Here is a 15,032-nt window from a genome sequence, read left to right on the forward strand (position 1 = left end):
GCGAGAACCAACGAGAACCAACGGGACCCGGGCGACAAAGGTGACCAAATACGCCACCCACCCCTCCCCATCCCCGGTCCACAGCCAAAAACACGGCGAAGACCCCGATGTCAAGGCATCATTCCCGCCTTGACATCGGGGTCTTCGCCGTAGTCACAATGAAAAACCGGGGTGGCCCCCCACGAACCACGAACGAATCAAAGCCGCCGAGGAATCAGCTTCCCCGGCCACCTCGAAGCCTGGTGCAACACCCATTCCAGCGGCCCCCGCCCGATCCACTTCTTCCAGGCGACCGCGAACACCAGGGCGAACCCGCCGAACCACAGCCAGTGCGTGAGGCTGAACGCGTCCTTTTCCCGGAACAGCAGCCAGATCGCCACGAAGTGCCCGGCGTACGCGGTCAGCGCGATCGAGCCCAGGTCGGCGACGGGCCGCAGCAGGCGGCCGTACCGGCGCACCAGCAGCAGGCACCCGCCGATCACCACCCCCGCCACGCCGATGCAGCCGACCAGGTCGAACGGCGTGTACGAGTGTCCATTCGCGACGAATTCCCAGGCCAGCGTGGTCGTCGGCGGCGTACCGAAGGACTGGTTCACGTTCAGGTCGTAGTACTCCGCCGGGCTCATGCCCGCCGCGCCCGCGGCCGGGATCAGCGAGCGGTAGATCTCCTCGCGCCCGCCCAGCACGTCGGTGGCCAGCCACGACGAGGTGTACGCGATCGCCGCGGTGATCGCGCCGCCCGCGACCAGGCGACGGCACACCAGCTCCGAGCGCAGGTCCATCCGCCCGATCGCCATGCCCGCGAAGATGTACGCCATCAGGCTCAGCGCCGGGAACGTCCCGGTCAGCAGCAGGACCTGCAGGATGTAGTCGAACGGCGCGGTGCTGAACGTCTCGACCGTCGCGTCCGGGATCCACAGCACCAGGTCGCGCGGCGCGATGTGCGACCGGATCGCGAAGGACAGGAACGGCATCACCGTCGCGCAGAACGCGGCACCGGCCAGCAAGGCCGGGATTCCCAGCCGCAGGAACGGGATCGCCAGTACGAAACAGGCCCCGTAGTAAGCCAGGATGACCAGGTACCCGGTGTGCAGGTTGGTCAGGAAGAGCCCCAGCGCGATCAGCAGCGGCGCCCTGGTCAGCAGCCGGAGCACCACCTGCGCCCACGGCCGCCCGGTCTTGGGCACCTCACCGCCGGACATCAGCGCTATCGACACCCCGGCGAGCACCGCGAACAACGCCGCGGACCGGCCTTCGAACGGCAGGAACGCCAGGTTCAGGCCACCGTGCGCGGGGTGCGGGCCGACGTGCACCGCGTACATGCCGAGCACCGCGACGCCTCTGGCGACGTCGACACCGCTCAGCCGCGGCGCGCGCCGCTCGGGCAGGAGGGACCGATCATCGAGCACGCCGGCGCGTGCCTCTGCCGCAGTGACGCCGTCCACCTCATTTCTCCGCATCGCCGGGCCGCGGGTCCCCCAAGAACCTCGCAACAGTGTGCCCTGCGTAGCTGAGACGGCGCTAAGAGTGTGGCAAAAATAACGAATTGAACACTTCCGGGGGAAGCCGCTGGCGGCCTCCCCCGGTCAGCGACTATGCGCCGACGGCGAAGCCGACCTTGCGCGTGTCGTTCGGCGCGATTTCGACGTACGCGATGCGGTCGGCGGGCACCAGGAACTTGCGGCCCTTGTCGTCGGAGATGCGGAAGAGCCCGTCGGCGGCGTTGAGCGCCTCCGAAACCAGCTTCTCCACCTCCTCGGCGGACTGGCCGCTGGACACCACGAGCTCGCGTGGGGTCTCCTTGATGCCGATCTTGACCTCCACCTGGGACCTCCGCCTGGATCTGGGATGACTGCGTGAACACACCTTCGCAGCCAGGCTAGCCGAGCCCGAGCACCTGCATCCTCTTGGTGTGACCCTGCTGGAGCCGCCGGAACAACTGGGCGATCCCGGAGAGGTCACCCGATCCGCTGACGATCAACTCGGCGAGACCGTCGCGCTCGGCGACCACGTACTGCGCCTGGGTCAGCGCCTCTCCGAGCAACCGGCGCCCCCACAGAGCCAGTTTGTCGCGCTGGGTGCGCTCGGCGCCGATCGCGGCGGCGACCTCCTGCTCGGCGAACGCCGAGTGCCCGGTGTCGGCCAGCACGGTCAGCACCAGGTCCTTCGTCTCCGGGTCCAGCCAGTGCGCGATTTCGCGGTACAGATCGGCCGCGAGCCCATCGCCGACGTAGGCCTTCACCAGTGATTCCAGCCACGATTTCGGGGCGGTCGAGGCGTGCCAGGCGTCCAGCGGCCGGACGAAGGGTTCCATCGCCCGCTCGACCGTCACGCCGTGCCTCGACAGGTACTCCGACAGCTGCTCGTAGTGGCCGATCTCGGCGGCCGCCATCCGCGACAGCGCGGCCCGCCCGCCCAGCGTGGGGGCCGATCTCGCGTCCTCGGCGAGGCGGTCGAACGCGGACAGCTCGCCGTACGCGAGCACCCCCAGCAGATCGACGACACCCTCGCTGATCTTGTCTTCTCCGTCGGTCACGAGAGTGAGCGTAGTCGCCCGCAACGGGTGACAGAGATCACGTGGCGGGCGCGGCGTGTAGTCGTTCCCGGAATCAGGCGGGGTACACTTCGCGTTGGATCAAGAGGATCTGCCGCACCACGATGGCGCATCCCCCGGAGGAAAGACCGGGGCCGGACGCGCCGGGGTAGCGGTGACATGTGTGCGTACGCCTCCACACCGACGGCATTCCCGCGAATTCGAAACCCGCGGTCGAGTGTCACGAAGCCAGGCAGTGCGCGCTGGTACGAGAGAGGCGATCACCCTGACCGCAAGCGAAAACCAAGTAGAGACGATCACTACCGGTAGCGATCCGGTCGCGCTGGAGCACAGCGAGACCGGCGTACCGGAGATCGAGGCGCCCCACCCGCTCCAGGCCGGCGCGCCCGTAGAGCCCGAGGCACCCACGTTCGCCGAGTTCGGCGTGCGTCCGGAGATCGTGCGCGCGCTCGCCGAGAGCGGGATCGAGCGCACCTTCGCCATCCAGTCGCTCACCCTGCCGCTGGCCATGGCCGGCGACGACCTGATCGGCCAGGCCCGCACCGGCATGGGCAAGACCCTGGGCTTCGGCGTGCCGCTGCTGCACCGGATCGTCACCCCCGGCGACGGCACCCCGCAGGCGCTGATCGTGGTGCCGACCCGTGAGCTGTGCGTCCAGGTCGCCCGCGACCTCACCGACGCGGGCAAGCACCTGGGCATCCGGACGCTGGCCATCTACGGCGGCCGTCCGTACGAGCCGCAGATCGCCGCCCTGCGCAAGGGCATCGACGTGGTCATCGGCACCCCGGGCCGCCTGCTCGACCTCGCCGAGCAGAAGCACCTGGTGCTGGGCAAGGTCCGCAACCTGGTGCTGGACGAGGCCGACGAGATGCTCGACCTCGGCTTCCTGCCGGACATCGAGCGCATCCTCGGCATGGTCCCGGACGAGCGCCAGACCATGCTGTTCTCGGCCACCATGCCGGGCCCGATCATCACCCTGGCCAGGACCTTCCTGACCCAGCCGACGCACATCCGCGCCGAGGAGAACGACGCCGGCGCGGTGCACGAGCGCACCACCCAGTTCATCTACCGGGCGCATTCGCTCGACAAGATCGAGCTGATCGCGAAGGTGCTCCAGGCCGACGGCCGCGGGCTGTGCATGATCTTCACCCGCACCAAGCGCACCGCGCAGAAGGTCGCCGACGAACTGGCCGAGCGCGGGTTCGCCGCCGCGGCCGTGCACGGTGACCTCGGCCAGGGCGCCCGCGAGCAGGCCCTGCGTGCGTTCCGCTCCGGCAAGGTCGACGTGCTGGTCGCCACCGACGTCGCCGCTCGCGGCATCGACGTCATCGACGTCACGCACGTGATCAACTACCAGACGCCGGAGGACGAGAAGACCTACGTCCACCGCATCGGCCGCACCGGCCGCGCCGGCAAGACCGGTGTCGCGGTGACCCTGGTCGACTGGGACGACGAAGCACGCTGGAAGTTCATCTCGGACACGCTCAACCTGGACATGCCCGAGCCGGTCGAGACCTATTCGACCTCGAAGCACCTGTTCAGCGACCTGGGCATCCCGGAGAGCGCGTCCGGCAGGCTGCCGCTGGCCAAGCGCACCCGCGCCGGGCTGGCCGCCGAGCCGGAAGAGAACCTCGGCGGCAAGCGCCGCGGCCGCTCCGAGACCGAGTCCACGGTCAAGCGCACCCGCCGCCCGCGCCGCCGCACCCGCGGCGGGGCCGACGCGGCCGCCGAGATCGAGGCCGCGGAGGCCGCCGCCAAGGGTGGCGACGCCGAAGCCGGTACCGAGGAGCGCCCGCGCCGCCGCGCCCGCACCCGCAGCAACGCGGGCAGCAGCAAGCCGAACGGGGACGCCTCGGCCACCAACGAGAAGCCCGAATCGGCGGCGGGCGAGAACGGCGAGCGCCCCGCGCGGCGTCGTCGCCGCCGTCGCGCCGGTGCCTCGGCCAACACGGCCGACACACCCGCTTCGGCAGACTGAGCACGTGCCTGAGTCCCACCCCGAACCGGTAGGTACCGAAGACGTGCTGGCCGCCTCCACCGAGACCCACCCCGGGTCTCACCCGGAGGCGGCCACTCCGGCGAAAAAGCCGGTCAAAGCCCGCAAATCGCCGTGGAACCGCGGCCGCGACAAGGCGATCGCCGCCGGTCTCGTGGTCGCGGTGCTCGTCGGTGCCGCGGTGGTGTGGCTGACCAGTGACAGCCGCGCCACGGTCTCGGAAACCGCGGCCGCCGCGCCCACCTTGCCGGACGCGCCCACCGAGGTGCCCGGCACGCTGACCGAGCTGTGGCAGGCGCCCAGCGCGGCCACGCCGGTCCCGGTGGCCGAAGGCACCGCGGTGGTCACCGGCCAGGGCGGCGAAGTGGCCGGACGGGACCCGATCACCGGTGAGGTGCGCTGGCGCTACGCCCGCGACCTGCCGCTCTGCACCATCTCCGGGGTGTGGTCGAAGGCAGTGGCCCTGTTCCACAAGGACCGCAACTGCAGCGAGGTCACCCAGCTCGACCCGGGCACCGGCAAGCGGACGGCCCTGCGCAACGGCGACGCCGAACTCGGCACCCAGCTGGTCGACGACGGCTCGCACGTGACGACCACCGGCAAGAAGCTGCTCAACACCTGGCGCGACGACCTGGTCCGCAGCGTGGAGTACGGCGAGGTCCCGGCGATCGTGAACCCGGGCAAGCAGCCGCGCACCGGCTGCGTGTTCTCGTCCGTGGCCGCGGGTTCTGGCAAGGTCGGCGTGGTCGAGCAGTGCCCGGAGGACCCGGCCGACCGGCTGACGCTGATGAAGGCGACGCCGAAGGAGAGCGACCAGCCGGAGGTGTCCTACAGCTCGGTCACCGCCGGGCGGTCGGTGCGGCTGCTGGCGATCTCCGGTGACTCCACCGCGATCGCGCTGCCCGAGCAGAACCTGCTGGTCATCTACGACCAGGACGGCAACCAGCGCACCGCCTACCCGCTGGAGCTGCCCGCCGCGGACGTGGCCGCACCGCAGGGCCCGGTGCAACCGGTGACCAGGGGCACGCGTGCCTTCTACTGGTTCACCGGCTCGAAGACCATGGCGCTGGCCAGGGACAACCTCAGTCCGCAGTGGACGCTGAACGGCACGCTCGGCCCGGCGGCCGGGTTCGCCGGTCAGCTGGTGGTGCCGATCCCCGGCGGGCTCGCGGTGATCGACGAGACCACCGGCCGCACGCTGCGCACCATCGGCGTGGACCGGCACGGCTACACCGGCCCGGTCCGGCTCGCCTCGATCGGCCCGGTCCTGCTGGAACAACGCGGCGACACGCTGGCCGCTCTGCGTTAGGGGAACGCATGGGGATCCATCCCGGACTGGCCGACGGCACACCGCCGCGGCCGTCGCAACTGTGGCCGCACCACGCGGAACGCACCGAGTTCACCGGTCCGCACGGGCCGATCGCCGCGCTGCGCACCACCGGTGCCGCGACGGCGACGGCGTTGCTGCTGCCGGGCTACACCGGGTCCAAAGAGGACTTCGCACCCCTGCTCGATCCCTTGGCGGACGCGGGTTTCGAGGCGGTGGCGATCGACCTGCCCGGACAGCACGAATCACCGGGGATCGACGACGAAGCCGCCTACACCCCGGCGAACCTCGGTGCCGTCGTCGCCGAACTGGTGGCTGAGCTGGGCCCGCGCCCGGTGGTGTTGCTCGGGCATTCGTTCGGTGGCCTGGTGGCCCGCGGCGCGGTGCTGGCCGGCGCCGGGATCGCCGGGTTGACGCTGATGGACAGCGGCCCCGGTCAACTGCCCGATGGCGGCCGGCGAGCCGCGCTCGGCCTCGGCGAACCGCTGCTGCGGCAGCACGGGCTGGCCGCCGCGTACGCGGTCCGCGAGGAGGTCAGCTCGCGGTTCCCCGCCTGGGCGCTGGTCCCGGACGAGGTCAAGGACTTCCTGCGCAAGCGCTTCACCAGCTCCAGCGCCGCGGGCCTGCTCGGCATGGCCGACGTGCTGCGCAACGAGCCGGACCGCGTCGACGAACTGGCGAAGGCGTTGCAGGACAAGAACATCCCGGCGCTGGTGGTGGCGGGCGAGAACGACGACGCCTGGAGCATCCCGAGTCAGGGCAAGATGGCCGAGCGCCTGGGCGTGCCCTTCGCACTGGTCCCCGGCGCCGCCCACTCACCCAACACCGAAAACCCCGACGGCCTGCTGGCCGTGCTGGTTCCCGCCTGGCGGGCCTGGACCGCCTAGCTCAGGCCCACCAGAAGAACCAGAGCGTCGCTAGGGTCAGCACGGCTACGGCGACCCCGCAGGCCGCGGCTCGGCGGCCGATCCAGCGGTCGGCGTAGCGCTGCGCGACGACCGCCGCGGTGGCGCCGACGAAGTGCCCGATCAGCGACGGCAGGCCGGGGCCGGGTGAATCGACGAACAGCGCGTAGATCTGGATGACGATGTCCGCGGCGGTCAGCATCGCCAGACCGGCGGCCATCGCGCCGGTGAGGCCGCGCCAGAACCGGCGTGCCCGGGGCCGCGTGGAGCTGCTGGGGACCGCAGGGACCTCGAACTCGTCGGTGCGCGCGTGGGCGATGCCGGGCGCGCCCGTCGGCAGTTCGTCGGTCTGCGCGTCCGCGCCGGGGGTTCGTTCCGCGAACGAGGGCGTGGCGGGGCGACGACGGCCTCCGCGGCCAAGTGGTTGGTGCACGGGCAGAAATCTCGCTATTCGTCGGCTTCCAGCGGCGCCAGCAGATCCCACGACCGCGCTTCCGGCGCGGCCTGCTGGCCCTCGGCGCAGCTGGGCCGGAAGTCGCACCAGGAGCAGTGACGCCCGGTCCTGGCGGGGAAGAGCTCCTGCCCGTCACCGCCATCGGCCAGGGTATCCGTCGCCTTCTGCAGATCGGCGGCGGTCTCCTCCGCCCGGGTGACGTGCCGCCGGAGGCTCTCCGGCGTGTGCTCGGCGGCGGCGACCGTGCCGGTGGGCACGTGGTGCAGCTCCACCTTGTGGCACGGCATGCGCAGCGTGCGCGTGGCCGCCACGGCGTACATCGCCAGCGCCTGCGCGCTGCGTGCCTCGTACTCGTCGGGCTGCCGCTTGCCGGTCTTGTAGTCGACGATCACCAGCTCGCCGCCGCGGTCGTCGATGCGGTCCGCCCGGCCCTCGACGATGATGGTCGGCCCGCCGGGGCCACCGCCGGTCGGCGCGGACACCCAGCGCTCCAGCCCCACCGGGTCGAAGGCGACGTCGTTGTGCTCGACGTACTCGGTGACCCACTCCTGGGCGCGGCGGCGGTACTTCGCGGCCTGCACCTCGTCGACGAAGCCGGCGTCCTTCCAGTGCTCGGCGACCAGCGCGGCGGCCCGCTGCGGGCTGCGGCGCTGGACCGGCAGGTCGAACAGGGCCTTGAGCGCGTTGTGCACCACCGCGCCGAGCGTGCTGTGCGCCCACGGGCCGCTGCGCCGCGGCGTGGGGCGGTCGAGGTAGGCCAGGCGGTACCGGCGCGCGCAGTCGTCGAAGGTGGCCAGCTTGGCCGGCGTCACCCTGGTCAGCCGCCGAGGCTGCTCCCCGAAGTCGAACCCGATCTGCGACACGACGCCCAGGGTACGCACCACCACCGACAGTTCCGGCACGAGGCGCGAGGCACGAGGGCGCTAGCCGCCGGCGATGAAGCCCTTCACCGAGTTGGCCACCAGCTCCACCGCGATCGCGGCGAGCAGCAGACCGGCCACCTTGGCCAGCAGGGTGATGCCCGACTCGCGGATCAGCTTGATCACCACGCCCGAGTACCGCATGCACATCCACAGCACGAAGTGCACGGTGACGATGGCCAGCGCCAGCGCCACGTAGGCGCCGGCCCGCCCGTCCGCCTGCCGCACGAACACGATGGTCGCGGCGATCGCCCCCGGCCCGGCCAGCAGCGGCGTGCCCAGGGGCACCAGCGCCACGTTGACGTCCTCGGCCACCTCGGGGTTGGTGCTGCCCTTGCCGGTCAGCAGGTCCAGCGCGATCAGCAGCAGGAGCAGCCCACCCGCGCCCTGCAGCGCCGGGATGCCGATGTGCAGGTAGGCCAGGATCGCCTGCCCGGCGATGGCGAACAGCGAGATGACCAGCAGCGAGACCAGCACCGCCTGGCGCGCCGCACGAGCCCGCACGGCAGGCGACTTCCGGCCGGTCAGGCTGAGGAACACCGGCACCGTGCCCGGCGGGTCCATGATCACCACCAGGGTGATCGTGGCCTCCATGAACAGCGCCGCGTCGAAGTAGTCCGAGAAGGCCATCAGCCGGTCACCAGTTGGGCGCCGCTCGCCTGCCCGACCAGTTCCTCGAAGGCTTCGGGCGCGGTGGTGTCCTGGCCGAGCGCGATGGTCTTGTTCGTGCCGTGGTAGTCGCTGGAGCCGGTGGGCACCAGGTCCAGGTCACGAGCCAGTGCCCGCAGGCGCTCGCGGTCGGCGGGTTCGTGGTTCGGGTGGTCCACCTCGAGCCCGGTGAGCCCGTGCGCGGCCAGCTTCGCGATGGCTTCCTCGCTCAGCGTCGGGCCGCGGGTGTGCGCGAACGCGTGGGCCAGCACGGTCACCCCACCGGCCGCGGTGATCATCTCGATCGCCGTCTCCACCAGGGTGTCCGCGCCGGGCACGTAGTAGCCGCGGCCGCTGGCCAGGTACCGCGCGAATGCTTCGTCCACAGTGGACACCGTACCGGCTCTGACCAGGGCTTGCGCCAGGTGTGGCCGTCCGGCGGGCGAGTCGTCCGGCAGCAGGCCGAGCACCTCGTCCGGGTCCACCGGCAGGCCGTCGGCGGCCATCCGCTCGGCCATCGTGCGCACCCGGGAGCGGCGTTGCGCGCGCAGCCTGCGCTGCTCGACCACCACCGCCTCGGCCGCCGGGTCGAAGAGGTAGCCCAGCAGGTGCACGCCGATCCACGCTCCCGGCCCACCGGACACGCAGGACATTTCGGCACCCGGCACCAGGGTGAGCCCGCGCGGCAGCGACTCGATGGCGGGCTGCCAGCCCGCGGTGGTGTCGTGATCGGTCAGCGCGATCACGCTCAACCCCGTGGCGGCGGCAGCGGCCATCAACTCGGCAGGACTGTCCGTCCCGTCGGAGACCGTGGAATGGGTGTGCAGATCTATGCGCACAGCGTCCATTCTGGACGATGTCGCCGGTCACACCGCAATCAGCCCACCATGCGCTTGCCGCGGGCGGCGCGCTGCGCCTTGATCATCGAGAACCGCTCGGCCTGCTTCTGCTTGTCGCCGAAGACCAGTTCGGAGATGGTGTCGTAGAACTCCTCCGGCCGCGGGAGGTAGTCGATCTTGTTCAGCGCCTGGATCTGCCCGGCCGACTCGACCACCATCGTGCCGTAGCCGAGCACCCGGCCCCAGGCCGAGCGCTGGTAGGTGAGGTCGGTGACCTTGGTGATCGGCATCATCAGCACCTTGGTGGTGAACACCCCGGTGGTCATCACGAACCGCTTGTCGGTGACCACCAGCCGCTCGACCCACCACTCCATCACCAGGTAGGAGAACCGCAGGATGACCAGCAGCGCCAGGTACCACAGGATGTTGTTGATCAGCCACATCGAGGGCGGCAGCACGTACGACACCAGCACGCAGATCGCCAGCAGGGCCGCCGCCTCGAAGCTGTCCCACAGCAGCGTCGCCCAGTGGCGCCGGATGCGGATGACCCGGCGCTCGGTGTCGAGGAGGTACTCGTCTGGGTCGCGGGGGGCGAACATCTGCTCAGGCTAACCGCTGCCGGTCAGCTGAACACGTTGCTGACGAAGGTGATCACCGATTCGGCCGATTCGCGCAGGAAGGCGATGATGTTCGTGACGAGACCCGCCGCGCCTTGCGGCTGGGCGATCACGAAGAACAGCACCAACGCGATACCAGCGAACGTCAGGAGCTTCTTCGCGTTCATGACGATCAATCCCGTCTCTGTGTCCGGACCCTGTCCGCCAAGGTAGCCAGCCCGGCCGATGCCGGGGTGGCCAATAACGTTGTACCGCACCGCGCGGCGGAACGGGAAGAATGTCCCGCGCTTGGGGCAGCGGCCGCCAGCGATGGTACCGGACAGCTACTCTAGGTGACCTGGGAGCCCGCTCGAAGATCGATCGGACCCGCCGCAGGCCAGGGGGGCGCAGCTCCCGGTGGCGGCGGTGGCTGCACTCGGTCACCGGCACCCAGCACCCCGCCGGGCCGATTTCAAGATCGCCGCGGGTAATGAGGGTCACATTCACCCCGTCCGCCGACCGGCGACAATCCGTCGGATGAACCAGTCGAGGATTCGCTGCGTCGGCGGTATCGCGCTCGACGAGGACGGCCGCCTGCTGCTCATCCGGCGGGCCAATGAGCCGGGCGCCGGATTGTGGTCGCTGCCCGGCGGCCGGGTGGAAAGCGGCGAAACGGACAATGACGCGCTGGTCCGGGAAATGCGGGAGGAAACCGGGCTCGAAGTGGTGCCCGGCGAATTGGTCGGCGTGGTCCAGCGCGGCCCGTACGACATCCACGACTACCGCTGCACGGCCGTCTCCGGCGACCTGAGCGCCGGGGACGACGCCACCGCGGCCCGGTGGGTGCCGGCCGCCGAGTTCACCGCCATGGACCACTCAGGCGCCCTGGTGCCCCAGTTGGCCGACACCCTGCGCTCCTGGCACGCCCTACCCACGTCCTGACCCCCGCCCCCAAAGCCACATTCGTGTCCAGCCGGGTGCGCCGAGTGCGGGGTTCAGCTGCCTGAGTGTGGAACTCGGCTGCCTGAGTGTGGGACTCGCCCGGGATGCGGCCTGGCCGGGCGAGTCCCACGTTCCCGCAGCCGAACCCCACGTTCAGGCAGCCGAACCCCACACTCGGACGCCGAGTTCCACGTTCAGCGCCTGCCAAGTTGGCAGAGGCGAATGCTATGAGTGGGGCATTACTAGCGTTCAATGCAAGTAATGCCCCATTCATAGCGTTCGGCCGGGGTCAGAGCCAGGTCATGCGCTGGCCGTGCGGAGCGGTGCGTGCGAGTGCCTGGGCCCGGGGTGCGCCGTCGCCGAATTCGACCAGGCCGAGGGTGCTGGTGCGGGTGTCGGCGAAGCGCAGGTCGTCGCGGCCCGGCAGCAGCGGTTCGATGCCGACCTCGTACGCCTCCTGGCTCACCCACCACACCGGCCGTCCCAGCGCCGACACCGCCTCGACGAAGGCCTCCCGCTTCTCCTTCGACAGGTACGTGACGACGTGGCTGGTCACCAGCACCAGCGGCAGTTCGGCGGGCAACCGGCCCACCGCGGCCCCCAGGTCGTCCACCAGGTCCCCGGTCACCAGCTCCGGCGGCTTCTTGCGCTGCGCGGCCGCCGCGGTCCGCAGCAACCGGATGCGGTCGACCTGGTCGGCCCACACGCACGCCTCCAGCCACGCCAGCTCGTCCTCGTCGGCGGCGTCCACCGGCGCGCGGTCCAACCCGAGCTTGGCCCCGACCTGCAGTTTCTTCGGGATCTTCGGCGCCACCGCGCCCTCGGCCAGCTCCAGCGCGCAGTGCAGGCCGACCGCCGCCTTCGCCGGTCCGGCGGTGAGCTGGTCACCACCGCACTGGTACCGGTAGCCGAAGGTGTCCAGCCCGAGCAGCAGCCCGGCACTGCACCCGGCCTCGAGCAGGGCGATCTTCCCGCCGGCCGCCTTGGCCGCCAGCGCCACCGCCGGGTACAGCAGCGCCGCCCGGCGGACCTCGTTGGTCTGCGTGTACCGCGAGGAAATCAGCGCCTTCGCCTTGTCCGCCCGCTCCGCGAGGAAGCCGCGGAACTCCGGCCACGTCCCGCCGTCGACCCCGTCGAACCCGCCGAGCGACGGGTAGTAGCGCGACAGCGGGTGGATCGGCTCGGCCTGGATCAGCCGGTGCGCGGTGGCGAACAGCAGTGGCGCCCGCGCCTCCTCCGGCGAGGACGCGGCGAGCAGCAGCCCGGCGATCTCGTCGTCCTCGGCGGCGTGGGCGGCCAGGTGCTCGTAGAGCGGCGAGACCCCGGCCGCCTCCTGTGCGGCGAAGGCGGCCAGCCGCCGCTTGACCTCCGCGAGCGGGTCACTCATGCGGCACCGGGCGACCAGGCTGCTCGCCGCCCCTGGCCTCGCCGTAGGACCGCTTCGGCACCATCACCTTCCGGCGGAACACGCACACGATCGTGCCGTCCTGCTTGTAACCGCGCGTTTCCACGTACACCACCCCGCGATCGTCCTTCGACTTCGACGGCGTCTTCTCCAGCACCTCGGTCTCGCCGTAGATGGTGTCACCGTGGAAGGTCGGCTTCACGTGCTTGAGCGATTCGACCTCGAGGTTGGCGATGGCCTTGCCGGAGACGTCCGGCACCGACATGCCCAGCAGCAGCGAGTAGATGTAGTTGCCCACCACCACGTTCTTGCCGAAGTCGGTGGTCTCCCCCGCGTAGTGCGCGTCGAGGTGCAGCGGGTGGTGGTTCATGGTCAGCAGGCAGAAGAGGTGGTCGTCGTATTCGGTGACCGTCTTGCCCGGCCAGTGCTTGTACACGGCCCCGACCTCGAACTCCTCGAAATAGCGCCCGAACTGCACGCGGCTTCCTCCTCGGCGGGTAACGCCACACCTACCTGCGGCGACAAGGACTCATGTCGAGGAGTACCCTTGACCATCGGTGTCGGTGCGTCAACGCGACCAGCGACACGTCAGGTGAAGATCCCCGGCCGGAGGAGGTGAGGTACGCGGTGAGTACTGGCGATAGTCCGCTCCCTAGTAATACCAGCGTCCTCGTGCTCCGATCCGGCTCGCGTTCTCCCAGGTAGGCCGCCGCACGGACGCTGGCGCTGCCGGAGCGTTCGTTTTCCCCGCTCCGGCTCGGTCGTAGTTGCAGTCACTCTGCTCAAGCACGACGTCAGCCCCTGGAGTCGCCATGCCTTCTCTTCCCTCCCTCCGTGGTCGTGGCAACGGCCGTGGTGATACTCCGCGCCCGCTGCCCGTCCCCCTTTCGGCGTACGTGGTCGATTGCGCGGTGTACGACGAGGGCGCGCGGCTGTCCGGGCGCTGGACGCACTCCGAGGCGATCGAAGAGGTCCGCCGCCGCGGTTCCGGGTTCGTCTGGATCGGGCTGCACGAGCCGGACGAGGAACAGATCCAGGGCGTCGCGGAGACCTTCGGCCTGCACGAACTGGCGGTCGAGGACGCGGTGCACGCGCACCAGCGCCCGAAGCTGGAGCGCTACGACGACAACCTGTTCCTGGTGCTGAAGACGGTCCGCTACGTCGAGCACGAGTCGCCGACCACGGCCAACGAGATCGTCGAGACCGGCGAGCTGATGGCCTTCCTCGGCAAGGACTTCATCGTCACCGTCCGCCACGGCAACCACTCCGGCCTCGCCCGCCTGCGCCGCGAGCTGGACAACGAGCCCGAGCGGCTGCACCTGGGCCCGGCCGCGGTGCTGCACGCCATCGCCGACCACGTGGTGGACCACTACCTGGACGTGACCGACCACCTCGAAGAGGACATCGACGAGATGGAGGGGCAGGTCTTCGCGCCGCGCTCGTCGGTGACCGCCGAGACGATCTACTTCATGAAGCGCGAGGTGCTGGAGATGCGCCGCGCGGTGATGCCGCTGGCCACCCCGCTCAAGCGCCTCGCCGAGGGGCACAGCCGGCTGGTGCCGGACGAGGTGCGCTCGTACTTCCGCGACGTCGATGACCACCTCACGCAGGTCACCGAGCGCGTGGTCAACTTCGACGAGCTGCTCACCACCCTGGTCGACGCCACGCTGGCCAAGATCACGCTCCAGCAGAACACCGACATGCGCAAGATCACCTCGTGGGCGGCGATCATCGCGGTGCCCACCATGGGCGTGGGCGTGTACGGGATGAACTTCGACTACATGCCCGAACTGCACTGGAAGTTCGGCTATCCCATGGTGATGGGCGTAATCCTCGTCGTCTGCCTGATCCTCTACCGAATATTCCGGAAGAACCGCTGGCTCTGAAGTCCGCTCCCTTCCTGGAATACCTCGAGGAGGTCCCCACCATGGTCCGCCTGCTGACCAACCTCAAGTTCTGGGCACTCGCCCTGTCACTGACCTGGCTGCTCGTGGTGATCGCGATCATCGCGAAGAACCCCGACTTCGCCCACGGGGCACAGTGAAACTGACCCGGCGCCGACTGGTCCTTTCCGGATTGGCCGTCCTCGCGGTGGTCTGGGTCGGTTATCTCACCGCGGTGATCGCGGCCGAGCCGGAGCCGGGCGCCGATTCGGCCGAGCAGTTGCGTGGCCGCCTGGCCACCGCACTGGCCGAACGGGACGCCGCCGAGCTCGCCGGGTTGCTGGACTACCCCAAGGCCGACCGCGACGACTTCGCCCAGTCCTATGTCGGGGACCTCGGCGAGGCCGGGGTGCGCGACGTCCAGGTGTCCGTGCGCGGTGACCTCGCGGTGGTGGACGGCGTGCTGCGTGACGGCGCGCCGTTCACCTACGCGTTGTCCATCCGCGAAAGCGGTGGCCGGTGGACGGCCGGGTTCTCGCCGCCGGTGCCCTGAGCTCCGCTGT

The 15,032-nt window shown here is 70.2% G+C and carries 17 protein-coding genes; 6 read left to right on the plus strand and 11 right to left on the minus strand.

The genetic code is table 11. The annotated features are described in order from the left end of the window. Positions 1 to 197: 197 nt before the first annotated feature. The 3 genes from L3Q67_RS05420 to L3Q67_RS05430 form a co-directional block, all read right to left on the minus strand. On the minus strand, positions 198 to 1,445 hold the full coding sequence (locus tag L3Q67_RS05420; protein WP_499188491.1) for a DUF418 domain-containing protein: 1,248 nt from the start codon (positions 1,443 to 1,445) through the stop codon (positions 198 to 200). A gap of 148 nt (positions 1,446 to 1,593) precedes the next feature. Continuing rightward, positions 1,594 to 1,824: a DUF3107 domain-containing protein gene (locus tag L3Q67_RS05425; protein ID WP_395900108.1), complete on the minus strand. Its 231-nt coding sequence runs from the start codon at positions 1,822 to 1,824 to the stop codon at positions 1,594 to 1,596. A 55-nt stretch (positions 1,825 to 1,879) separates the two neighbouring features. After that, on the minus strand, positions 1,880 to 2,536 hold the full coding sequence (locus tag L3Q67_RS05430; RefSeq protein WP_499188492.1) for a ferritin family protein: 657 nt from the start codon (positions 2,534 to 2,536) through the stop codon (positions 1,880 to 1,882). A gap of 370 nt (positions 2,537 to 2,906) precedes the next feature. Here L3Q67_RS05430 and L3Q67_RS05435 point away from each other — a divergent pair, with 370 nt between their 5' ends. The 3 genes from L3Q67_RS05435 to L3Q67_RS05445 are packed head-to-tail and all read left to right on the plus strand — an operon-like array spanning position 2,907 to position 6,764. Continuing rightward, positions 2,907 to 4,532, plus strand: coding sequence for a DEAD/DEAH box helicase (locus L3Q67_RS05435; RefSeq protein WP_499191437.1), 1,626 nt, complete (start codon positions 2,907 to 2,909; stop codon positions 4,530 to 4,532). Between the two features lie 4 nt (positions 4,533 to 4,536). Beyond that, a complete protein-coding gene (locus tag L3Q67_RS05440; protein ID WP_499188493.1) occupies positions 4,537 to 5,859 on the plus strand; it encodes an Rv3212 family protein in 1,323 nt (440 codons plus the stop codon). 8 nt (positions 5,860 to 5,867) lie between these two features. Beyond that, positions 5,868 to 6,764: an alpha/beta fold hydrolase gene (locus L3Q67_RS05445; RefSeq protein WP_499188494.1), complete on the plus strand. Its 897-nt coding sequence runs from the start codon at positions 5,868 to 5,870 to the stop codon at positions 6,762 to 6,764. Between the two features lies 1 nt (position 6,765). Here the strand turns inward: L3Q67_RS05445 and L3Q67_RS05450 are convergent, their stop codons facing one another. The 6 genes from L3Q67_RS05450 to L3Q67_RS05475 are packed head-to-tail and all read right to left on the minus strand — an operon-like array spanning position 6,766 to position 10,427. Beyond that, positions 6,766 to 7,215, minus strand: coding sequence for a hypothetical protein (locus tag L3Q67_RS05450; protein ID WP_499188495.1), 450 nt, complete (start codon positions 7,213 to 7,215; stop codon positions 6,766 to 6,768). 14 nt (positions 7,216 to 7,229) lie between these two features. Further along, positions 7,230 to 8,099 (minus strand): RecB family exonuclease, encoded by an 870-nt coding sequence (locus L3Q67_RS05455; protein ID WP_499188496.1) that lies wholly within the window; start codon positions 8,097 to 8,099, stop codon positions 7,230 to 7,232. Between the two features lie 60 nt (positions 8,100 to 8,159). Then, entirely contained in the window at positions 8,160 to 8,786 is a 627-nt protein-coding gene (locus L3Q67_RS05460) for a MarC family protein (protein WP_209664323.1), read from the minus strand. Further along, positions 8,786 to 9,652 (minus strand): PHP domain-containing protein, encoded by an 867-nt coding sequence (locus L3Q67_RS05465; protein ID WP_499188497.1) that lies wholly within the window; start codon positions 9,650 to 9,652, stop codon positions 8,786 to 8,788. The genes L3Q67_RS05460 and L3Q67_RS05465 overlap by 1 nt, the downstream gene beginning before the upstream one ends. A gap of 29 nt (positions 9,653 to 9,681) precedes the next feature. Next, positions 9,682 to 10,242 (minus strand): YdbT family protein, encoded by a 561-nt coding sequence (locus L3Q67_RS05470; RefSeq protein ID WP_499188498.1) that lies wholly within the window; start codon positions 10,240 to 10,242, stop codon positions 9,682 to 9,684. A gap of 23 nt (positions 10,243 to 10,265) precedes the next feature. Next, positions 10,266 to 10,427, minus strand: coding sequence for a hypothetical protein (locus tag L3Q67_RS05475; protein ID WP_499188499.1), 162 nt, complete (start codon positions 10,425 to 10,427; stop codon positions 10,266 to 10,268). A gap of 349 nt (positions 10,428 to 10,776) precedes the next feature. Here L3Q67_RS05475 and L3Q67_RS05480 point away from each other — a divergent pair, with 349 nt between their 5' ends. After that, complete coding sequence (locus L3Q67_RS05480; protein ID WP_499188500.1) at positions 10,777 to 11,181, plus strand: NUDIX hydrolase; 405 nt, start codon at positions 10,777 to 10,779, stop codon at positions 11,179 to 11,181. A gap of 289 nt (positions 11,182 to 11,470) precedes the next feature. Here L3Q67_RS05480 and L3Q67_RS05485 read toward each other — a convergent pair whose 3' ends face one another. Together L3Q67_RS05485 and L3Q67_RS05490 are read right to left on the minus strand one after the other, a co-directional pair. Next, on the minus strand, positions 11,471 to 12,568 hold the full coding sequence (locus L3Q67_RS05485; protein WP_499188501.1) for a DUF2332 domain-containing protein: 1,098 nt from the start codon (positions 12,566 to 12,568) through the stop codon (positions 11,471 to 11,473). Next, entirely contained in the window at positions 12,561 to 13,064 is a 504-nt protein-coding gene (locus L3Q67_RS05490; RefSeq protein ID WP_113696208.1) for a MaoC family dehydratase, read from the minus strand. Before L3Q67_RS05490 ends, L3Q67_RS05485 begins: the two co-directional genes overlap by 8 nt. 334 nt (positions 13,065 to 13,398) lie before the next feature. Here L3Q67_RS05490 and corA point away from each other — a divergent pair, with 334 nt between their 5' ends. Together corA and L3Q67_RS05500 are read left to right on the plus strand one after the other, a co-directional pair. Then, a complete protein-coding gene (gene corA / locus L3Q67_RS05495) occupies positions 13,399 to 14,472 on the plus strand; it encodes a magnesium and cobalt transport protein CorA (RefSeq protein WP_499188502.1) in 1,074 nt (357 codons plus the stop codon). Between the two features lie 154 nt (positions 14,473 to 14,626). Next, the gene (locus tag L3Q67_RS05500) at positions 14,627 to 15,022 is read left to right on the plus strand and encodes a nuclear transport factor 2 family protein (RefSeq protein ID WP_499188503.1); all 396 of its coding nucleotides are present in this window, start codon (positions 14,627 to 14,629) and stop codon (positions 15,020 to 15,022) included. The last annotated feature ends 10 nt before the right edge of the window (positions 15,023 to 15,032 follow it).

Origin of the sequence: Saccharothrix sp. AJ9571, assembly GCF_021725495.1 — a bacterium.
GTDB classification, from domain to species: domain Bacteria; phylum Actinomycetota; class Actinomycetes; order Mycobacteriales; family Pseudonocardiaceae; genus Amycolatopsis; species Amycolatopsis magusensis.